Origin of the sequence: Alishewanella longhuensis (assembly GCF_014653435.1) — a bacterium.
Classification (GTDB): Bacteria; Pseudomonadota; Gammaproteobacteria; order Enterobacterales; family Alteromonadaceae; genus Alishewanella; species Alishewanella longhuensis.
Genome location: NZ_BNAO01000007.1, coordinates 138992 through 161294, shown reverse-complemented (window position 1 = coordinate 161294; position 22303 = coordinate 138992). Strand labels below are relative to the sequence as shown.

The 22303-nt window shown below is 49.7% G+C and carries 17 protein-coding genes; 13 read left to right on the top strand and 4 right to left on the bottom strand.

Annotated features, from left to right (window positions below; genetic code table 11):
- Positions 1-64 precede the first annotated feature (64 nt).
- The 4 genes from IE163_RS13775 to IE163_RS13760 form a co-directional block, all read right to left on the bottom strand.
- On the bottom strand, positions 65-847 hold the full coding sequence (locus tag IE163_RS13775; RefSeq protein ID WP_189433557.1) for a rhamnogalacturonan acetylesterase: 783 nt from the start codon (positions 845-847) through the stop codon (positions 65-67).
- On the bottom strand, positions 847-1854 hold the full coding sequence (locus IE163_RS13770) for a pectinesterase family protein (protein WP_189433556.1): 1008 nt from the start codon (positions 1852-1854) through the stop codon (positions 847-849). Before IE163_RS13770 ends, IE163_RS13775 begins: the two co-directional genes overlap by 1 nt.
- 110 nt (positions 1855-1964) lie before the next feature.
- A complete protein-coding gene (locus IE163_RS13765; RefSeq protein WP_189433555.1) occupies positions 1965-4445 on the bottom strand; it encodes a glycoside hydrolase family 88 protein in 2481 nt (826 codons plus the stop codon).
- A 132-nt stretch (positions 4446-4577) separates the two neighbouring features.
- Complete coding sequence (locus IE163_RS13760) at positions 4578-7358, bottom strand: TonB-dependent receptor (protein ID WP_189433554.1); 2781 nt, start codon at positions 7356-7358, stop codon at positions 4578-4580.
- A gap of 414 nt (positions 7359-7772) precedes the next feature.
- Between IE163_RS13760 and IE163_RS13755 the strand changes: the two genes are divergently transcribed.
- From IE163_RS13755 to IE163_RS13695, 13 genes are all read left to right on the top strand, one after another.
- The gene (locus IE163_RS13755; protein WP_189433553.1) at positions 7773-8531 is read left to right on the top strand and encodes an SDR family oxidoreductase; all 759 of its coding nucleotides are present in this window, start codon (positions 7773-7775) and stop codon (positions 8529-8531) included.
- 54 nt (positions 8532-8585) lie between these two features.
- Positions 8586-9428, top strand: coding sequence for a 5-dehydro-4-deoxy-D-glucuronate isomerase (gene kduI / locus IE163_RS13750; protein WP_189433552.1), 843 nt, complete (start codon positions 8586-8588; stop codon positions 9426-9428).
- A gap of 77 nt (positions 9429-9505) precedes the next feature.
- A complete protein-coding gene (locus IE163_RS13745) occupies positions 9506-10537 on the top strand; it encodes a TRAP transporter substrate-binding protein (RefSeq protein ID WP_373297896.1) in 1032 nt (343 codons plus the stop codon).
- Positions 10530-11030 carry a TRAP transporter small permease gene (locus tag IE163_RS13740; protein ID WP_189433551.1) on the top strand — a complete coding sequence of 167 codons (501 nt, stop codon included), beginning with the start codon at positions 10530-10532 and terminating at the stop codon, positions 11028-11030. The genes IE163_RS13745 and IE163_RS13740 overlap by 8 nt, the downstream gene beginning before the upstream one ends.
- Complete coding sequence (locus tag IE163_RS13735; protein WP_189433550.1) at positions 11030-12325, top strand: TRAP transporter large permease; 1296 nt, start codon at positions 11030-11032, stop codon at positions 12323-12325. The genes IE163_RS13740 and IE163_RS13735 overlap by 1 nt, the downstream gene beginning before the upstream one ends.
- Before the next feature lie 22 nt (positions 12326-12347).
- Positions 12348-13124 carry an IclR family transcriptional regulator gene (locus IE163_RS13730; RefSeq protein WP_189433549.1) on the top strand — a complete coding sequence of 259 codons (777 nt, stop codon included), beginning with the start codon at positions 12348-12350 and terminating at the stop codon, positions 13122-13124.
- Between the two features lie 22 nt (positions 13125-13146).
- Entirely contained in the window at positions 13147-14187 is a 1041-nt protein-coding gene (locus tag IE163_RS13725; RefSeq protein ID WP_189433548.1) for a LacI family DNA-binding transcriptional regulator, read from the top strand.
- A gap of 140 nt (positions 14188-14327) precedes the next feature.
- On the top strand, positions 14328-15788 hold the full coding sequence (locus tag IE163_RS13720; protein WP_189433547.1) for a glycoside hydrolase family 28 protein: 1461 nt from the start codon (positions 14328-14330) through the stop codon (positions 15786-15788).
- Positions 15789-15942: 154 nt separating this feature from the next.
- Positions 15943-17511 (top strand): UxaA family hydrolase, encoded by a 1569-nt coding sequence (locus IE163_RS13715; protein WP_189433546.1) that lies wholly within the window; start codon positions 15943-15945, stop codon positions 17509-17511.
- 79 nt (positions 17512-17590) lie between these two features.
- On the top strand, positions 17591-19015 hold the full coding sequence (gene uxaC / locus IE163_RS13710; RefSeq protein WP_189433545.1) for a glucuronate isomerase: 1425 nt from the start codon (positions 17591-17593) through the stop codon (positions 19013-19015).
- Positions 19016-19187: 172 nt separating this feature from the next.
- Positions 19188-20672: a mannitol dehydrogenase family protein gene (locus IE163_RS13705; protein WP_189433544.1), complete on the top strand. Its 1485-nt coding sequence runs from the start codon at positions 19188-19190 to the stop codon at positions 20670-20672.
- On the top strand, positions 20672-21316 hold the full coding sequence (eda, locus tag IE163_RS13700; protein WP_189433543.1) for a bifunctional 4-hydroxy-2-oxoglutarate aldolase/2-dehydro-3-deoxy-phosphogluconate aldolase: 645 nt from the start codon (positions 20672-20674) through the stop codon (positions 21314-21316). Before IE163_RS13705 ends, eda begins: the two co-directional genes overlap by 1 nt.
- An 11-nt stretch (positions 21317-21327) precedes the next feature.
- Positions 21328-22284, top strand: a complete 957-nt coding sequence (locus tag IE163_RS13695) for a sugar kinase (RefSeq protein ID WP_189433542.1) — start codon at positions 21328-21330, stop codon at positions 22282-22284.
- The last annotated feature ends 19 nt before the right edge of the window (positions 22285-22303 follow it).

Below are 22303 nucleotides of genomic sequence, written 5' to 3'. Positions count from 1 at the left end.
ACCGGCTTATCGCCGGTTTTTGCATCTTGGGTTGCTTTAGGTTGAGGCTTAAAGCTACGTAGCTTTACAACAGCTCCCGATAAACATACCCCGCTAGCGGATGCTGCTGTGCTTTTAACTCGCGAACAAAGAGCTGGGCAATTTTGCTGGCGCCTTGCAGCGTTAGGTGCGTATTGTCTACTTTTCCTTCAGGAAATTTTGCATACAGATCGGCCGGCACCTGAATAAAATAAGGTTGGCTGCCAGCTGGCCCGTGTTGTTCGATAAAATCACAGCTTTGTTGCTGTAAATCGAAAAAAGCGATCTGCTCTGTTATAGCAACGTGCGCGGCGGCCTTGGCATATTCTGCTAAATCCCGTTTTAATTTACCTTCAGCGCTAAAATTGCGCCGGCAAATGGAGCTTGCCAGCATAGGAATAGCTTTTCGTGCTTTTAGCTCAGTAATAAAGCGGCGTAAAAACACTTGATAATCGCCCTCTGCGGCGGCGAAACGGGCGGGATCGTCGTGTTTTTGATCGTTATGACCAAATTGGATTAGCACATAGTCGCCAGCGTTAATATCGCTGAGTAACAGCTGCCAGCGGCCCTCGTTGATAAAGCGACGGGTGCTGCGGCCATTCGCCGCGTGGTTGACGATGCTAAGTTGTGGCAACATAAACTCAGGTAATAATTGACCCCAGCCGCGCTCAGGATAGGCCAGATCGGGTTTAAACGACATGGTGGAGTCACCCACCAGATGTAATTTGGCTTTGGCTAAGGCGGGATAAGCCTGTTCTTTCGCCGCTAAGGTGCTAGTAAACAGTAATGTTGCTGTTAAGCCAGCTACTGCGAGCAGTGTATAACGCATTATTTTTGCTCCAAGAGTAAGTAAAGCTGGCCCAGTTCAGCTTCAGGATCCCAGCGATTAGCAAAGGTCCAGCGGGCTGTTATTTGCTCGGCGCTGATTGCCCCGGGATGCTGCGATAAGTTTGTGGCAAGCCAGGGATAAATAGCGTTACCTTGCTCCTGATGGCTAAAGTAATTACGATCACCCCAAAGATTAGCGCGATCGCGCTCGGGTTCAGTGGGGTAGGTGTGGCGGAAGATCGGCTTGTCGGCCATGTTCTGGCTGTAGCTGTTATTAATCAGATAAAACTTACCATCGTAATGACGGCGCCCCAGCATAAAGCCTGGCACGCCATCAAAGTGTGAATCGCGTACCACCAGTTTTTGGGCTTCGGCTAATTCCCCATCATGCCACAAGGTGGCGTAGGCTTTTTTGTTGACAAAGGTACTGTCGGTGAAAAATGCCCAACCACGGGGGCAGACCATATCGGTATAGCCTTCGAAGTAGCAATTGCGGTGATAGTACATGCCATCGGTTTTATTCCACAGACTCAAAGTGTCAGCGCCGCCGGCAATCACCGCGCAATCGTCAGTGATGATGCGGGTGGCGCTTTCAAAGCCACGAATAGCAAACTGATGCTCGTTATCACCGGTCAGTTCACCATAGCTGTTTTTAACGGTAAGACGCAGCAAAGCGATATCGCTGGCGCGGATATTGACCACCGCGCTACCCCAATCGTTGGGGTGCTGTTTTAGCCAGTTATTACGCAGTTCGGCAATTTTGATAATAGTTTGTTCGCGGCCGCTGCCTATCAGTGCGACCTTATCACGGGTAAAATAGAGTTTTTCCTGATACAGGCCCGGTGCAAGCTGAATAATAGCTTGTTGGCCATTGTTTGGCAGGCTGTTAATTGCCGCTTGAATACTACGAAAATCGGCTGAGTCATCCAGCGCTACCGTCAGATAAATCGGCTGTGCCGCCAGTGCCGGTAAGGTTAGGAGCAATAGTATTGAAACATAACGAAACATAAGCCTCCTTACTGCTTTGCTTTCTGTAAAAAAAGAGCCGACAAACGTCGGCTCAAACTACAGGAGAGGTGCTTACCTCTTTACCCAGAGAGTATTAAACAAAGTCAGCCTTAGGGCGCTTTATAGCCCAGTAGTGTTGCCATTTGTACTGCCGCCATAATAAAGGGGCCATTGGCTTTGGCATCGTTACGAAATACTGGCTCACTCATATAGTAGTGGTAGCTGCCATCCCGACCAAAGCCTAACCCTGCCACCTGTACCGTGTTAATTAAACTAATGGTATCGTCGGGGTGTACCAGAATAAATTCCTGCAACAAGCCATTAAACGCCTTGATAGCAGTGTCTTGATAGCTCGCTGGCAGGTAGCCTTTATTTAATGCTTTAGCAAAAAAGTAGGCGTACATGGCACTACCTGATGACTCTAAATAATTTCCCGGAGCTTCAGGCATATCTAAGATCTGATACCAAGTACCACTTTCGTGTTGGTATTGTTTCAGGGTTTCAGCCAATTCTGTGATCATTTGTAGTAAAGGGGCGCGCAGCTCAGTGTTTTCAACTGGAATGAAGTCCAGCACATCGACCAGTGCCATGGTTAACCAGCCTTGACCGCGGCTCCAAAAATGGGGTGATAGCCCGGTTTCTTTATCGGCCCAGCCTTTTTGTTTCGACTCATCCCAGGCATGGAAGTACAGCCCGGTTTTTGGATCGCGCAGCAGTTCACGGGTTAAGGTAAATTCCTTGACCACTTCGGCTAAGCCTTTACCATTTTCAAATTCTGAGGTGTAGAAAGCATAGAAGGGCATGCCCATATACACCCCATCTAACCAGAGTTGATGCGGGTAGATTTTTTTATGCCAGAAAGCTCCACCCGCAGTGCGTGGATGCTCCTCTACCTGACGACGTAATAGATCCAGGGCTTTACGGGCTTTTTCGGTCGGGTTACGCAGGTAATCACGTAGCAGCATATTGCCGGTGTTCAGGCTATCGATATTATATTTGTTGATATCGTAGGTATGAATATTGCCATCTTCAGCCACAAAAGAGTTTACGACATCGCTAATCACTTGTTGCCACTCCGGGTTCGGTTTTAGCTGCAACAAATCATCATAGGCTTGCAGTAATAGACCGGTAGTGTACTCAAAGGTTGCTGGCCGGCTGCGTTCAAAGTCCCAACCACCGTAAGCATAGTAGGGGGTTTGGCGGATCATTTCACTGGAGGCCAATTGTTCACCCCAGTACAGCGCCCGCTCTGCGGTAAGTGGCGTAGCTAACGCAGCTTGTGTCGCAGCTGTGCTATACCGCATTCTGGGCGTTAAGGTTAAAGCTTCAACCTGTTGTTCTAAATAAGCAATAAACTCTGCTTCGGTACTAATGCCGTTGGCTTCACCATCCCAGGCCGCCAGGAAATAGTATTCTAAGGCCTTACCGGCCGGGCGCAGCACCGCCACATTGCTGTTATCATCACTGGTTTGCTGCAGTAAGGTACCGCGTTTAAACAGCACTGCCATACCCAGTTTACTGTCGGGAGCCGACAAACTCTGGTTACCAAAGGTCGCTAAGTAAGTCCAGGCATGGCCGGTAATGTCAACATTGCCTTGGATGACTTGGGTATCTGGTAGTTTAACCAGGCCCACTGCAATATTGTCGAGATTATCGGATAGGTTTAGCCGGGTATGCACTAAACGGCTGCCAGCGGTCATCGATAAGTCTGCTGTAAGCGTTAGCGTTTTATCGGCTATCTGCCAATCTTGGTATGCAATCTGAAGTGCAGAATAAAGCGGACCATTATTAGTAACCGTTGCCGTATGCTGGCCGACTTTGGAAACCAGCTGTACTTGCTGACCATCCCAGTAACCATAGCCACCAGCGCCAAGTGATTTACCCACTTTTAAGATATCCATGCCCCAGTCGGCCATGTCATGGTATGACTTGTAGCCATCCAGTCCTACCTGTTGCAGCACCATATCGCTGGTTTTTTTACCAAAAATATCAAAGCCATTACGCCAATCAAGATAAATACGGTAGCCCACCTTATCTGACTCAATGCCGGGGCCTTCATAGCGGATCCATTCAGAGTGATCGGTATACTGCGGCGGCGGTGTCAGCGTACTGACGTTTTGAAAGGTGCCACCGATATACTTAGCGTCTTGCCATTCGCCGCCAATTTTATGCGAGATCTCAGCCTGGGTTTGTACCGGCCAGTTGCTTTGCGTTAAGGCTGCAGCGTCGTCATAAATTGCCAGTTGCTTGCGCTCAGTCGCGGCAAAATCCAAGGCAACAAACAGGGTGTCAGCGTTACCATCGCCGCTACGGTCAATATGCTGCGACGGCACCAGCTTACTGTTTACCCGGGCGACTAGTGCGGTGGCTTGCTCGGCCGTTAAACCCAAATCTTGATAACTAAAATAAAGCGGTTGTTGGGGTCGGGCAAACTCAGAGGGATTGGCGATTTCAATAGTAGCAACCGCTGCTGTTATGGTTGGGCTGGCATTTGGCGAGCTCACCGTTTCTGGTGCTTGTTGCTGACCACAGGCGAATAACAAGCTGCTGAGCGTAAGAATAGGAAGAGAGTGAGAGATACGCTTGTTCACAATAATAACCCTGTTTTTAATTCAGTGATCCCTGCCGAAAAATCGGACCTTCCGTGGCACGCGATAGTAGAATCATTTAAAAATGACGGATAGAAAGGCGGCCAAAGTATCACCTTTAGCCGCTATACATGCTTAGAACTTATACTGAGCACCCAGATAGTATTGACGACCCGTCGCATGGTAGTAAGTTAAGCGATTACCGCTAGAATCAACCCACTGATCATCCACTTCGTTTGTCAGGTTCAGCGCTTCGAAGGTGACTTTCCAGTTATCGGTTAGCTGATAAGATAACGATGCATCAATATTCCGGGTAGCGTTGGTGCCTTCCATATCGTTATTGTCACGACCAATGGCATTGGTCAGATACTTAGAGCGATCCGCTAATGATACCCGTGCTGCGAACTTATCATCTTCATAGTAAAGTGTCGCACTGCGGGTAGCTTCTGATAAACCTTGTAAATCGCGGGTGGCCAGCACTACACCGGTATTGTTGATGTAGTCCATTTGCGCTTTAACATAGGTGTAGTTACCGATAAAACCAAAGCGGTTCCAAAACTCAGGTAAGAAGCTAAATGGCATCTGGTACTGAATTTCAAAGCCGTACAGGTTGCCACCAGGGCCATTTAATGGCGTGTTGGTTTGCCATTCAATGTTTTCGTTACAATCTGTACCATAGCCCGGACCCGCATTACAGGCGTCAATAGCGGCTTGAATAGGTAAGCCGGTGTCGGTAAAGAGTTTGGTTTCACGTAAACCTTGCACATAGCTGTCGATATTTTTCCGGAATAGCGCTACACCTAACAGTGATTCGTTGTCGAAGTACAGCTCTAAACCCAGATCATAAGTTTTGGCTTTAGTGGGCTCTAACGTTGGGTTACCACCGCTAACAGAACGGGCCCCGCCAGATACGGATACTGACACGTTCGGGCGAATGCTACCTAAGCCAGCACGAGCTAACACTTCCGCGTAACCAAAGCGGATAATCACGTCATCCATCGGTTCAAACACCAGGTTAAGGGATGGCAAAAACTCGTTGTAATCGTGATCTGCAGTAATCAGCTGCTGCGTGCCACCTAAAGTAGCCCAAGCGGTAGATGATTGATCCGTTTTAATAAAACGACCACCAATATCACCACGGAAACCGGTATCGCCAAACTCAGTGTCAAACGCTAACTGAATATAAGCGCCTACCGTCTTCTCTTCGGCAGAGTAGTTATCTACCCGCCGAAAATCGGTGCTGACAGCAAAGGCGCCAGTATTGCTATAAATATTATAGCGGGCATCGATAGCGGCTAAGTCTGGTACTAACCAGTTAGCATAGGGGCCTACGCCGGCACTGTATTGCCTAATTAAATCCGGGCTCATCACTACACCTGCCGCATTTTCAGATTGCCGGCGCGCTTCGCGGGTTTCAAACTCAAACTTCTTATAGTGTAAGCCGCTGCGCAGGGTTAGGGCGTCGGTAAGGATATATTCGACATTAACTGCCGCGTTATCAAAGGTATTCTCAGCACCCAGTGGGCGCAAACGCACGCTGTTGGTGGTCCAGCCGTTAGGGTCAAATACACCAGCACCAAATAACAGTTCTGGATTGCCGCGCTTGCTGCCGCGGTAATCGTAGCTAAAGTTCTGCCCGCCTTTTTCCATAACAACCGTGGTTTGAATCGGGTTATCAAATTCAGATTTCGCCCGGCCAACCATCGCATCGATTTTTAGGTTATCAGTAAGTTGATGCTGACCACTTAGGGTGAACTGTAAGAAGTCGGTAGAAAGTTCATCGTAGCGTAACTCGTTACGGATCAGCGCGTTTTCAAAAGAGGCATAAGTAACGGTATTGGTATTATCAATTTCGTAATCCAATACATTCATTGGACCGGTTTGGCCATTACCGTTCAGAATGCCTTGCATAAAGGCTTCCTGACGGGTGGAATCGTCTTTTGAGTATAAAATATCTAGATTAAAACGGGTTTCCTGGCTTGGTCGGTACTCTAACGCTGTGGCTAAACCAGTGCGTTTTACATTATGAATGTAAGAGTCGTAACGCGGTAAACGAGGGCGAAAACCTTCGTTAATGGCGTCTAACTCCGGGCCAGAGGTCGCACCGCGATAGCTGCCAAAATCGTTGACATTATTCCAGCGTACCGTTGAGAAGCCTTCATCCTGAATATTACGTTCAGAGAAAGCGGCAGAGATTAAGTAACCAAAGGTGCCATCTTCGTTAATATTGCTGAATAAAAAAGAGCCTTTCGGATCGATCTCTTCTGACTTATCGTTATAGCCAGCTTGTACGTTGGCAGCAAAGGTTAGTGCATCATAATCAAAGGGGCGGGCAGTACGTAAATCAACGGTAGCGCCTAATGAACCTTCTTCGACATTGGCAGAGGCAGTTTTACGTACCGTTAGCTCGCTAAATAAATCTGATGAGAAGGTGTTAAAGTCAAAACCTCGGCCACGGTTGGCACCGCCAATGGCATCAGTACCCCCACTGGTCGATTGCGCTTCCATACCGTTAATGCGTACCCGGGTAAAATCTGGGCCTAAACCCCGGACCGAAATTTGCCGTCCTTCACCTGCTACCCGGCTAATGGCCACACCCGGAATACGTTGCAGAGACTCCGCTAGGTTTAAATCAGGGAAGTCTGCGATATCCTCTGCTTTGATGGTATCGGTAGCGCCGGTTTCAAAACGTTTTTGATTAAGGGCGCTGGCTAAGCTGCCACGGAAACTGCCGACAACAGAGATAACTTCAATCTGTTCTTCAGCTTTTTGTTGTTCGGTTTGCTCTGTTGGCTGAGCTTGCGCCAGGGCCTGCGTGCTTAGCAGCGTGGCCAAACCTGCCAGGGTTAAAGCCCGGCATAGTTTGGAGGGGCGAAAGGTGCTGTTTGCACTGTTCGAAATTCTGCGGTTTGCCATGTTGTCCACCTTGTCCTGAGTGTTTGTCTGTTGCCAATTGATGCTGGCTATTTTCGTCTTTGTCAGGAGCAACTTGTCTGCTCCCCTGTCGATAATTCGGCGACATTGTTATGTCGTTATTGTATAGGCTGTTTTGTCTACCGGTGGCAAAAAAAGCTTGCAATTTTGTGCCACCGATGGCAAAAAGCTAACACCAAGTACTAAATTCTGTCAATTAATGATGTAAATTAAATCACTAATTGATAGGGCTGAAAGTAGTAAAACTTTAATAAGTTGCTGAATTAAATAGTTTTGATGGGTTTTTAAAAATTGCCTCTGTTCCATATTTGAACAATGTTAATAGTGGCTTAACCGATTAACGCAGAGCTTGTGGCAACAAAAAATGCCAGTGACAGCGGCGAAAAGGAGTAAAAAATGACAGATTTATTTTCAGTAGCGGGTAAAACTGCGCTGGTTACCGGTGCCAGCCGGGGACTCGGTAAAGCAATAGCAATCGCCTTGGCTGCCAAAGGCGCTCGGGTGCTTTGTTCCTGCTCGCGTGCTGGCGGCGCACAAGCCACGGTCGACAGCATTGTCGCTGCCGGTGGTACGGCGCAAGAGTTGGTCGCTGATCTGGCAGATGAACATTCTGTCCGGCAACTCGCTAGCCAAGCGTTACAGCTGGGAAGTGTCGATATTTTGGTCAATTGCGGGGGCACTATTTTTCGGGCGCCGGCGCATGAGTTCCCCATGGCGGAATGGCGCAAAGTGATTGCAGTAAATTTGGATGCGGCCTTTTTATTAGCGCAACTGTTAGGCGCCGAAATGATTAAACGCCGTAGTGGTAAAATTATTAATATCGCTTCGATGCTGTCATACAGCGGCGGTATTACTGTACCGGCTTATACCGCCAGTAAACATGCCATTGCCGGTGTGACCAAAGCCCTGGCCAATGAATGGGCGCAGCATAATATTCAGATTAACGCCATTGCCCCAGGTTATTTCCGTACCGACAACACAGCGGCACTGCAAGCGGATGAACAGCGCAACAGTGCCATTCTAGCCCGGATCCCGGCAAACCGCTGGGGCGAGCCAGAGGATTTGGCCGGTGCTGCGGTGTTTTTAGCCTCCCCGGCCAGTGATTACGTGAACGGCCATGTATTGGCGGTTGATGGCGGCTGGTTAGCCCGTTAATAAACTAACTGACAGCATTTATCACAAATTCAGAATACTTTTAAGGACTGCACTATGACCGTTATTTACGAAAGCCGTTATCCCACACATCCGGATGACGTTAAAAAATATGATACCGAACAATTACGTCAGCATTTTCTGGTCGAGAACTTAATGCAAGCCGACAAGCTGGTGCTTTGCTACACCCATTATGAACGGGTGATTGTTGGTAGTGCTGTACCAGTGCAAGCTGCGATAAAGCTTGCAACTGTTGAAGCGCTTAAAGCTGAGTACTTTTTACAGCGCCGCGAGCTGGGGGTTATTAACGTCGGTGGCAGCGGCACCGTATCAGTTGATGGCAAAGACTATGTGCTACACAACAAAGAAGCGCTTTATATCGGCATGGGAGCAATGGATGTCAGCTTTCAAAGCAGCGATAGTGCCACCCCTGCTAAATTTTATCTCAACTCTGCCCCGGCGCATCATAGCTATCCTACCAAGCATTTGACGATGGACAAATGCACCGTGTTGCAAATGGGCTCGCAAGCCACCTCCAATGAGCGTGCCATTCACCAGCTGATGATTAACGACGTGGTTGAAACCTGCCAGTTACAGATGGGGTTAACGGTACTTAAGCCGGGTAGTGTGTGGAATACCATGCCAGCGCATCAGCATGATCGCCGGATGGAAGCTTATTTTTATTTTGATTTGGCCGAAGAGCAGGGGGTTTGCCATTTTATGGGGCAGCCGCAACAAACCCGGCATATTTGGGTGGCGAATGAGCAAGCAGTGGTTTCGCCGGCCTGGTCTATTCACAGTGGTTGCGGCACCAGTAATTATGCTTTTATCTGGGGCATGGCAGGTGAGAACCTGGATTATCATGATATGGATAAATTCCCAGCCAGCGCGATGCGCTAGCTAACCGTCTTGTGTCGCTGAGCTTTACAGAGAATAAAACCGGCGGCAATTGCAAAGACTATTAACAGGGTAACAATATGAAACAACAACGAAACCGCTGGTCGGCCGTCGGCGCTATGCTGCTTGGGTTAAGCCTTACTTTACTCAGTGGCTGCCAGGTTGAACAGGATGTTAAAGTCCTTCGATTAGCGCACACACTAGATCAGGAACATGTGGTGCATAAAGCCATGGCCTTGATGGGCGAGCGCTTAGCCCATTATTCTGACGGTAGCATGCGCATCGAAATTTACAGTGGTGGCCAACTTGGTAACGAACGCGAGCTGGTAGAGCTGTTACAAATTGGTAGCCTGGCGATGACCAAGGTGTCGGCCAGTCCGCTGGAAGGTTTTGTACCGGCAATGCAAGTGTTTAGCGTGCCATACATTTTTGATGATAACGAACATTTTTGGCGGGTGCTGGATAGTGACATTGGCCAAGGGCTGTTAAAAGAGATCCAAACGGCACGCCTGTTTGGTCTGGGCTACTATGACGCCGGCAGTCGCAGTTTTTATTCCAGCAATACCCGCATCGACACCCCGGCAGATTTACGTGGCAAAAAATTCCGGGTGCTTAATAGCCAAACCGCGGTGCGGATGGTTGAGGCGCTGGGCGGCGCTGCTACCCCTATTGACTGGGGGGAGCTCTATACCGCCATTCAGCAAGGCGTGGTGGATGGCGCGGAAAATAACCCACCCAGTTTCTATTTATCCCGCCATTATGAGCTGAGCAAATACTTCTCGCTGGATGAACATACCGCTGTACCTGATGTACTGATAATGAGCCTGAATGTTTGGCAAGATTTAACGCCACAGCAGCAGCAGTGGGTACAACAAGCCGCCAACGATTCGATTGCCTATCAAAAAGCCGCCTGGCATCAAGCCTCGGAAGAAGCCCTGGCAGCGGTAAAGGCGGCGGGTGTAACAGTGATCTATCCCGATAAAGCGCCGTTTCGCCTGGCGGTTGCGCCCTTTTATCAGCAAATGCTGCAAACGCAAATTGGCCCTTTGCTACAAGGTATTGCCGAGCTAAGTGCAACCACAGCCAAGCCGCAGGAGCCTATCAATGAATAAGCTGATTAGCCGTATCGACAGTGCTTTAAAATGGACCCTCGCCAGCTTAATGTTAAGCATAGTGCTGGTTGTGGGCTGGCAGGTGGTGTCGCGTTATCTGCTCAATACCCCAAGTTCTATTACCGAAGAGCTCTCCCGTTGCTTGCTGATTTGGATTGGCATGTTAGGGGCAGCACTGGCCTATCGTACCGGCGTGCATTTGGGTTTGGATATTGTGACGCAACGTTTTAATACGCGCAATCGGCAGCGTTTGGCCATGCTAGTGAGTAGCGCCGTTGTCGTCTTTGCTGTCGCGGTAATGGTGATTGGCGGTGGTAATCTGGTGGCTTTAACCTATGAGCTTAATCAGATGTCGGCCGCGCTTAATATCCGCATGGCCTACATCTACATGATTATTCCGTTCTCTGGCAGCCTTATTGCGTTCTATGGTTGCTGTCAGCTGTATTACTTAAGTACCGATCAGACAATGCCAACAGTTGAGGGGCTACACTAATGGAAATATCAATTCTTGTGTTATTAGTGGTGTTCTTTGGCTTGCTAATGCTCAATGTCCCTATCACTTTTTCTATTGGTTTAGCGACCTTGGCCACCATGTTAGTTAGCATCGACTTTGTGCCGGCAGTGACCACTATGGCGCAGCGCATGGCGGGGGGCATCAATAGTTTCGCTTTGCTGGCTATTCCGTTCTTTATTTTATCCGGGCTGATTATGGGGCGGGGCGGTATTGCCAAACGGCTAATTGAATGTGCTATGGCGTTAATTGGCATGTTGCCGGGTGGTTTGGCACTGGTGAATGTGGTCTCCTGTATGTTTTTTGGCGCCATCTCCGGCTCTGCCGTTGCCGCGACCTCCGCCATTGGTAGCTTTATGCTGCCCGAAATGAAAAAGCAGGGCTACGATGTCAATTACAGCGCAGCGGTAACGGCTGCCGCTGCCACTACCGGCATGTTAATACCACCGAGTAATATTTTAATTGTCTATGCCATTGCCAGTGGTGGTGTCTCTATCGCTGCGCTCTTTGTGGCCGGTTATTTACCCGGTATTCTGCTGGGCGTGGCCTTAATGACCGTGTGTGCCGGTTATGCCAAAATCAAAGGCTATCCGGTTGGCGCCCGTTTGCCATTGAAACTGGTGGTGCAAAAAGTGGCGGCGGCACTACCCAGCCTGTTTATGATTTTTTTAGTGATTGGCGGCATTATTGGCGGCATTTTTACGGCAACGGAGGCTGGCGCGATCGCTGTGGTCTATTCGCTGATCCTGGCGGTGGGCATTTATCGCGAAGTTAAAGTGACTGAGCTTTCCGGCATTATGATGAAAGCGGCTGAAACCACGGCGATAGTGCTGGCGCTCATTGCCACCTCATCCGCCATGTCGTGGATTTTGTCTTACGAGCAAATACCGCAAACCATTAGTGCGGCTATGTTGACCCTAAGCGAAAACCCTTTGCTGATTTTGCTAATGATTAACCTGATTTTACTGTTGGTGGGTGCCTTTATGGATATGACACCGGCAGTATTAATTTTTACCCCAATCTTTTTGCCGGTGGCAGTCGAGCTCGGTATGAGTCCGTTGCACTTTGGTATTATGATGGTGCTGAATCTGTCGATTGGTTTGGTGTCCCCTCCGGTAGGGAGTGTGCTTTTCGTTAGCTGTGCCATCGCCAAAACCCGCATTGAAGCCATTATTAAACCTATGATGCCGCTTTATCTGGCGATGTTCGTGGTACTGATGCTGGTGACTTATATTCCGGCAATCAGCGAGTTTTTACCGGCGTTGTTTGGTTTATAACCTAAGACAGAGGAGCGCGCTCATGGTAAGTTATGTGATCCCTAATTTGGCAAATGCCTGTCGCATTTTATCTTTGGTGTCGGAATCGGAACAGGGACTAAGCCTGACCGAGCTGGAGCAGCGCTTGTCGGTGCCCCGCACGACCACCTTTCGAATTTTGCAAACGCTTTGCCAGCAGCAATTGCTGGAAAAGCAGGGGAAGCGCTATCAGGTGGGTGCTTCGCTATTTAAAATGAGTTTTAACTTGGTCAGCTCCAGTAAACTGAGCCGACAGGCCTTGCCTTACTTACAAAAATTGGCGTTAAGTACCGGTATGACGGCGCAGCTCAGTTTGCCGCATGCCGAGGGCGCATTGATCATTGAGGTCTGTGATAGCCCTAACCCCTTGCGGATCGCCGCTCGCCCCGGCACTATAGCGCACTTTAATTGTTCGGCTGCCGGCAAAGTGTTTTTGGCGTTTTTGCATTTTGATGCCTTGCTGCTACTCGCCGAACAGGGTTTGTTTAAAAGCATGACGGCACAAAGCCTGGCCGAGCCGGATGAACTTAAATTAGAATTACAACGAATATTAGGTCGTGGTTATGCCACAGATGATCAAGAATACCATCAGGATGTGCGCTGTTTAGCAGCGCCCATTCGCGATGAACGGGGTGCAGTGGTCGCAGCTATTACCGTCACCGCACCCAGCAGTATTTTTGCCCGAAACCAGTTTGCTGATGTGGCGCAAAAAGTAAAAAAAGCAGCCATTGATATTGGGTTAACGGTGTATCGGCCGCAGCTTGCGGCCAATCAGAAATAGCCATTAAGGCGGAAACGAATTGATGCAAAAGCAATCAACCATTAATGATGTCGCCCGCATTGCCGGGGTCTCAAAAAGAACCGTATCGCGCGTGATCAACGGCTCGTTAAGCGTGGGCGAAAGTACCCGCCTGAAAGTTGAAAAGGTGATTAACGAGTTAAAGTATGCTCCTAACGCCCAGGCGCGTGGCTTAGCGTCCAGCCGTTCTTATTTATTGGGCCTTATTTACGATAACCCCGATGCCTTGTATTTGGATGATGTGCAACGTGGGGTGCTGGAGGTTTGCTCAACGCTTGGCTACGAGCTGGTAGTGCATCCGTGCCGCTATCAAAGCGAGTCTTTGGTGAATGATTGTCTGCGTTTTATGCGGCGCTCTAAACTGGATGGCGTTATTGTATTGCCGCCGGTGTCAGAGTCGGAAACCCTGGCTTTGGCCTTAAAAGAATCGGGCAGCCCTTATGTGCGGTTAAGCTCTGTGGCATTAGACACGCAAGAGCATATAGTGGTCTCAGACGATCGCGCGGCCGCAGCAGAAATGGCCCGCTATTTTGCGCAGCTAGGGCATGAAAAAATTGCTTTTATTAGTGGGCCGCAGCGCTACAAGTCTTCTACAGAGCGGATGGAAGGCTTTCAGCTTGGACTGTCGGCATATGGAGTAAAGATCCCGGCTGAGATGATTTTAGAAGGCAATAATACTTTTGAAACCGGTATTGAATGTGCCAAACAACTATTGCAACGGATAAAGCGGCCAACTGCGATCTTTGCGAATAATGACCAAATGGCCGCCGCAGTGTTAAAGGTCGCCTATAGCCTGGGCATTAAGGTGCCTGAGCAACTGTCGGTTGCCGGTTTTGATGACAACATGCTGGCCTCAAGGGTAACGCCCTCCTTAACCACTATTCGCCGCCCGGTCAGGCAAATGGCGTTGTTGGCAACCACTAAGATGATTATGTCGATAGAGCAAAACCACAAAGCTGCGGCAAATGTGGCAGCAAAAGTGGCGCCAACCTTGGTGGTGCGTGAGTCTACCGGCCGTTGTCAAAGCAGTGACACCGAAAACTAATTAAGCTGCACTAAAAAAGTTGCCAGCGGTGGCAATTTTTTTAGTGAAATGCTTGCCACCGGTGGCAAATTGGTTATTATAGAACTTAAGACAGATGACAGTGACGGTTTTTCCCGCTGTACAGCAACAAAGGAAACAAGATGACAGATCTGATAAAACGAAACAGTGTAAAAACCCTTGGATTATTCTCCGCAGGGCTTGGCCTGTTATCGGTTAGCGGTTGCCAGACTTTACCCGCGTTGAGCCAGAATAACACAGCCACCCACGCCAAAGATGCAGCAGATTTAGCGCAGTGGCAGCAAGCTGATGACATTATTGCTGCGATTAAGCCAACCCGCTTTGCCGCCCAAGATTTTTTAATTACCGCTTATGGTGCTAAGGCTGAACAGGGTGCGGATAATACTAGCGCTATTAAAGCGGCTATCGCTGCCTGTGCTGCCGCTGGTGGTGGTAGGGTAGTGGTACCGGCCGGACGTTTTGAAACCGGCGCCATTCATCTTAAATCTAACGTAAACCTGCATTTGCATGATGATGCAGTTTTATCTTTCTACACGGATCGCGAGCATTATCTGCCTTATGTGGTGACCCGCTGGGAAGGCGTGGAACTGATGGGCTATTCGCCTTTAATTTATGCCTATCAGCAAGAGAATATTGCAGTTACCGGTAAAGGTATTTTAGAGGGCAATGGCGCAGTCGATGCGTGGTGGCCCTGGAAAGGCAATTGGGAACGCCGTAACTGGGACTATGACGCCAGTGTTGACCAGGAGAAAACCCGCACGCCATTATTTGTAATGGCCGAGCAAGGTGCGCCGATTGCAGAACGTAGTTTTACTGAAAATTATCTGCGCCCTCCCTTTATCCAGCCTTATGCCTGTAAGCGGGTACTGATTGAAGGGGTGACGATTCGTAATTCACCCTTTTGGTTAATTAACCCGGTGCTATCAGAAGATGTGATTATCCGCAGTGTTAACTGTGTGAGTCATGGTCCTAATTCTGATGGCTGCAACCCAGAGTCCTCTAACCGGGTGCTGATTGAGAATTGCTTATTCGACACAGGGGATGATTGTATTGCCTTAAAATCAGGCCGCAATAACGACGGTCGCCGCCTGGCGACGCCGGTGCAAAATGTGGTGATCCAGGATTGTATTATGCGCTCAGGCCATGGTGGTGTGGTACTGGGTAGCGAAATCTCTGGCGGTGCCAGCAATATTTTTGCTCGTCGTTGCCGCATGAGTAGCCCTAATTTAGCCCGCGGTATTCGGATTAAAACCAACTCAGTGCGCGGTGGCTTAATTGAGAATGTCTATATCCGCGACATCGACATTGGCGAAGTGCGGGATGCTATCGTCATTAACTTTTATTACGAAGAAGGCGATGCCGGTAACTTTATGCCAGAAGTACGCAACCTGCATATCAGTAACCTGACAGTACAAAAAGCCCAGCGTGCTTTTGAATTACGTGGTTTTGAGCGGGCGCCGATTAGTGGTGTAACCTTGCACCATGTGCATTTTAAGCAGGTGGCATCGGTGGGCGTACTGGAAAATATTGCCGGTATAGACCAGCTGGATCTTAGCTTAAACGGCAAACCCTTTAGCATTTAATTATGGCGCAATATGGACGTGGCGCGGCGTTAACTGCGCAACAATATAGCTGAGCGACATTAAATGCAGCACGGTTTTTACACTAAAAATGCCACCGCTAGACAATGGCAGGGCGATCTTGAATGACAGCAGGCAGCAAAACAGGTAGCAGAAGATGACAGCAGAGCAGAAACCCGGTTGCAGTATTCATTTACCAGAGGCAACCGTAACAGAGCAACTTAAGGTGTTACAGGTGCATCCGCGTGATAATGTCTTGGTTGCCTTGCAGCCCTTGGTAGCTGGGCAGTCGTTGCCAGAACCTTACGCTATGCTCACCGCTGCCAGTGATATTCCGGCTGGCCACAAGGTCGCGCTTAAGCCTATTGTCGCAGGCGAGGCCGTGGTGAAATATGGTTTTGCGATTGGTAAGGCCACGGCGGACATTGCTGCCGGTGCCCAGGTGCACTCGCACAATCTGGCCACGGCATTAAGCGGCACTATTGATTATCAATATGCCGGTTGTCAGGCGCAGCCGCTGTCGTTTCCTGCTGGCTTGCCACACAAATTTCAGGGCTATCGCCGTGCCAATGGCAAGGTGGGAACCCGCAACGAGCTATGGATTATTAATACGGTCGGCTGTGTCAATCGCGCGGCGATGCGGGTGGCCGAATTGGCCCGCAAGGAATTCGCTGAGCTGCTGGACTTACCCAATATTGATGGTATTCATGCCTTTACCCACCCCTTTGGTTGCTCGCAGCTCGGCGATGATCTTAGCAATACCCGGGAGTTACTGGCCGGGCTGATTCAGCATCCCAATGCCGGTGCTGTGCTGATTTTGGGCTTGGGCTGTGAGAACAATCAGCTGGCAAAGCTGCTGCAGGCCAGCCCGGATGTTGAGCCGCAGCGCATTCGTGCTTTTAATGCGCAGCAGGTGGAAGATGAAGTCGAGCAAGGCTTAGCCGCGGTTGGCGAGTTATTGGCGATGATGGCGCAGGACCAGCGCAGTGCTTGTCCGGTGTCGGAACTGGTAATGGGCATGAAATGCGGTGGATCTGATGGTTTAAGCGGCCTGACCGCCAACGCCCTAGTGGGCCGTATCGCCGATTTAGTGGCGGCCGCTAACGGTAAAGTGCTACTAACCGAAACGCCGGAGATGTTTGGTGCTGAGCAAGTCTTTATGGCACGGGCGCAGAATGAACAGGTATTTCATGATCTAGTGCAGCTGGTTAATGATTTTAAGCAGTACTTTATCGACAACCAGCAGCCTGTGTATGAAAACCCTAGCCCGGGCAATAAAGATGGCGGCCTAACCACGTTGGAAGAAAAATCGCTGGGTGCCATTCAAAAAGGCGGCTCGGCAGTGGTAAATCAAATTATTCGCTATGGCAAACAAGCCACCTTACCGGGGTTAACGCTGTTAGAAGGGCCGGGTAACGATGCCGTTTCTTCGACTGCCCTGACCGCGGCCGGCGCCACCCTGATTTTATTTACTACCGGGCGCGGCACGCCGTTGGGTTTTCCGGCGCCAACAGTAAAAATTTCATCCAATTCTAATCTGGCAGGGCGCAAGCCACAGTGGATTGACTATGACGCCGGTGGCTTGCTGCGCGTCGGGCAAGATGCCACCGATTTTACTTATGAATTCTTCCGTTATCTGGTGGCTGTGGCGTCCGGGCAGCGGACGCGCAATGAAATCTCGGACAACCGGGAAATTGCAATCTGGAAAAACGGCGTAACGCTTTAACGTTAAAGCCAATACGACGCATTAATACGGCTGAGCGCGGGCGCGACAGCTTACTGAATATGAAACAGGACAAGATATTATGGCTCAAACACTTCCTTTAGAACTGCACCCAGATCGGTTGTTCCCCTCTGATCCGGTGGTTCGTGCTATTGCGCAGCGTCTGTACGCGCAAATTAAAGACTTACCCATTGTTAGCCCGCACGGTCATACCGATCCGCGTTGGTTTGCCGATGATGCCAACTTTGAAAATGCCACTGCCTTACTGTTATTACCCGATCACTATGTCTTTCGCATGCTCTACAGCCAGGGTATTAAGTTGGAAGAACTAGGTATTCGCCGTAAAGACGGCACAGTGGTAGAGAGCGATTACCGCAAAATTTTCCATATTTTTGCTAAGCATTATTATTTGTTCCGTGGCACGCCTTCGCGTATTTGGTTAGACAGCGTCTTCCATGATGTCTTTGGTTTAACCGTTACGCTGACCGAAGAAACTGCGGGTCTGTACTACAACACCATCAACGAACAGCTGGCAAAGCCTGAATTTAAACCGCGCGCCTTGCTCGATCGCTTTAATATCGAATTAATTGCTACCACCGAAGGGGCATTAAATGATTTACGGCATCACGCCAAATTAAAAGGCACTGGCTTTGAGCAGCGGGTGATTACTACCTTTCGGCCAGATGATGTGGTTGATGCCGACCGCGCCGACTTTGCACAAAACGTGGCCAAGCTGGGCGAATTAACCGGGCAAGATACCCAAAGCTGGCAGGGTTACTTAGAAGCGTTACGGGTGCGCCGCGCTTATTTCCGTGAACATGGCGCCACCGCTACCGATCACGGTCATCCGTCTGCCATTACCGCCGATTTGCCTGAAGCAGAGGCTGCCGCGCTATTTCAACGCTGCTTAGCGGGTACTGCAACGCCAACTGAAACAGAATTATTCCGTGGTCAAATGCTGACCGAAATGGCAGGGATGAGCCTGCAAGATGGCATGACTATGCAAATTCACCCCGGTGCGCACCGTAACCATAACCAGGTGATCTTCGAGCGCTTTGGCCCGGATAAAGGTGCAGACATCCCAAGCCCAACCGAATTTGTTAGCAACTTAAAGCCGCTATTACAAAAGTACGGTAACGAAGCCGCCTTGAACATTATTCTGTTTACGCTGGATGAAACCACCTATGCCCGTGAACTGGCGCCATTAGCAGGCCATTACCCGGCTTTAAAACTCGGCCCGGCCTGGTGGTTCCACGACAGTCCGGAAGGTATGCTGCGCTTCCGCCATCAAGTCACGGAAACTGCCGGTTTCTACAATACCGTAGGCTTTAACGACGACACTCGTGCTTTCTTATCTATTCCGGCACGGCACGACGTCGCGCGCCGTATTGATTGCCGCTTCCTGGCCGGTCTGGTAGCAGAGCATCGCCTAACCGAAGCCGAAGCTGGCGAGTTAGCTTATGAGCTGACTTATGGCTTGGTGAAAAAAGCGTATCAGTTGCAATAGTTAAAAGGGTGTCAGGGGATACTAGGATCCTCGACAGCGAAGCTCAGTAAAGGCTAAACAAAGCGTCTTTGGTATGGATGCCAAAGAGGAGCCCCCATGGAAGGGTTTACGGCGTCTTTGTATGCCTTTATTGAGTGAAGCCACAAAGCTTAACGTGAACAGCAGGCAAATTATGGAACATTTAAGCAATAGCACACTCGCCAGCCTAAACGGCAAATTACCGGTTCCGGCATATCGCCTGGCTGAGGTTAAACCACAAATTGGCATAGTGCATTTAGGCCCCGGCGCTTTTTTCCGCGGCCATCAAGCCTTTTATACCGATCAAGCGCTGCAATATGGCGGCGATTGGGCCATCAGCGCGGTATCGATGCGTTCAGCCGATGTCAGTCAGGCGCTAATGCCGCAAGATGGTTTATATACACTTGCCGTGCTCGATAGCCAAACCAGTTATCAAATTATTGGTAGCGTGCAGGAAATATTAATTGCCAGCGAGCAATATGCTGCGGTGTTTGCCCGCTTAACGGCCTCCAGTACCCGCTATGTCACCATGACCATTACTGAAAAAGGCTATTGCTTAAATGCCGCCGGTGAATTGGATTTAAACCATCCGCAAATTCAGCAGGATTTAAGCGGCAATAGCCAGGCTGTTACCGCCATAGGCTTATTAGCCAGTGCTTTAGCCGCTCGCTATCAGGCCAATGTGGCACCCTTTTGTGTGATTAGCTGCGACAACCTGACCGACAACGGCCATAAACTGCGCCGGGCCTTAATTAGCTATGCCGCACAAAACGACCCGGCGCTGGCGAACTGGCTGGAGCAACAGTTGATTAGCCCTTGCACTATGGTCGATAGCATTACCCCGGCAACAGATGATGCACTGCGTACCAACGTTACCGCAGAGATCGACTTAACTGATAACTGGCCGATTAAGCGTGAAGCTTTTGTACAATGGGTGATTGAAGATATTTTACCCAGCGAGCGGCCAGCCTGGCAGCAAGCTGGCGTGATCTATGCCGCCGACGTTAGCGCCTTTGAAAAAGCCAAGTTGCGGCTGTTAAATGCGCCGCATTCTACTTTGGCCTATACCGGTTACTTGCTGGGCTATGAAACGGTTTTTGATGCGATGCAGGACGAGCAACTGGTAGCACAAATCCAGCAGATGGTTAGCGCAGAGATTATCCCATCCTTTATCGCCCCGGCAGAGCTGGATGTACAGCAATATAGCGCCGAGATATTTGCCCGTTTCCGTAACCCGGCTATTCGGCATTTATTAGCGCAAATTGCCTGGGATGGCTCGCAAAAAATACCAATGCGTATTTTACCAGCCATTAAAGACAACCTGACGGCAGGGCGATCTATTGAGCGTCTGTGCAGCTGTTTAGCTGCTTGGTTTTTATTTATCCGCCGCCGCGCCAGCGAAGGAGAAAAGCTGATTGATCCCTTGGCCGAGACCTTACTGGCAGTCACTGCGCAGTGCACCGGCAAAGCCAGCCACGATGTGCCATTATTTTTGGCAGTAGATGCAGTATTTCCTGCAGAGTTAAGTTTGAACAGCGAGTTTTTAGCAGCCGTAATGGCGGCCTATCAACACGTATCGGTGTTTGTTGCACAACACACAATTAGCCAAAATCCAGCCAAAAAAAGTGGAGCTATTTAATGTCGGCGTTATCTAAAGTACTGCAAGGCCCTGCCTTATTACCTATTATTCAGGCAGAAACGCCGAGCGAAGCAGTGGCTATCGCCAACGCCATGTATCAAGGTGGTATTTGCTCGGTCGAAGTGGTGTTACGTACCACCAAAGCCTTAGATTGTATTAGTGCTATTCGCACACAAATCCCCCAGTTGTTAGTGGGCGCAGGGACTATTTTATCCAAGGCAGATGCGCAAGCCGCTAAAAACGCCGGCTCACAGTTTTTAGTAAGTCCAGCCAGCACGCCTAACTTGCTGCAAGCGATGTTGGATACCGGTTTGCCGTTAGCACCGGGCGTCTCTACACCCTCGGAAATTGCCATGGCGCTGGAAATGGGGCTGACTGAACTGAAATTTTTCCCGGCAAACCTTTCGGGTGGCTCACCGATGTTAAAAGCCTTAAGTAGTATTTTTCAGCAAGTGCGCTTTTGCCCTACGGGCGGTATTAGCCAACAGAATTTATCGGAATACCTGGCACTAAAAAATGTGTTTGTGGTTGGCGGCTCCTGGGTATCACCAGCAAAAGCCGTCGCTGAACAAGACTGGACGTTGATCACTGAACTATCGCGCCAGGCAACTGCCCTGGCATTGCAGTTAAAGCAAGCAGCCTGAGGAGTAACACGATGAGCAAACGTATTGTCATAATGGGCGAGTGCATGGTCGAGCTGTTTCAGCTGGTCGAAAACGTTTATCACCAGGCTTTTGCCGGCGATGTGTTTAACACCGCGGTGTATTTAAAACGCTGCTGTGAGCAACCGGTAGAGGTGCAATTTTTTACCGCCGTTGGCACTGACTTGATTAGTGATAAGTTAGTGCGAGCGGTAGAGCGGGAAAAAATTGATACCAGTTTGATTTTTCGTACCAAAACCGCCCGCCCTGGCCTTTATATGATCAATACCGATGCTTTTGGTGAGCGCAGTTTTGTGTATTGGCGCGATACCTCAGCGGCCAAGCAGGTGCTGCAACTGGCCGCTGCGCAGCATGCCTACGAGCAACTTGCTGGCGCAGACATGTTTTTCTTCTCTGGTATTACGCTGGCAATTTTAAGTGAACAAGACCGCGAAGACTTGTTCGCGTTAGTGAGCCGCTTAAAGGCCGCCGGTAGCCAAATTATCTTTGATCCTAACTACCGGCCTGCGCTGTGGCCAAATGCCGATGCGGCGAAAACGGCCTTTATCCGTGCCTATCAGCTGGCGGATGTCGCCATGCCGGGTTTGGACGATCACAAAGTGCTGTTTGATGCTGAATCTACCGAGCAGGTGGTGGCGCAACTGGTGGCACTGGGTGTGGGCGAAATTATTGTGAAAAATGGCAAAGACGGTATTAGCGGTCGTTATCAGGGCGAGGAATTTACTGCGCTGGCGCATCCGGTGAAAAAAGTAGTAGATACCACTGCTGCCGGTGATTCCTTTAACGGCGGGTATTTAGCCGCCAGGCTAGGCGGTATAGCACCGCAGTACGCGGTTAAGTTTGCGGCACGGCTAGCGGGTTTTGTGGTTGAGCATACCGGCGCTATCGTGGCAAAAGAGCAGTTTAATGGCTTTTGGACGAAAAACCGCCCCTCGCAATTTCAAAAGTAGTTCTAGCAATAGTTATTAA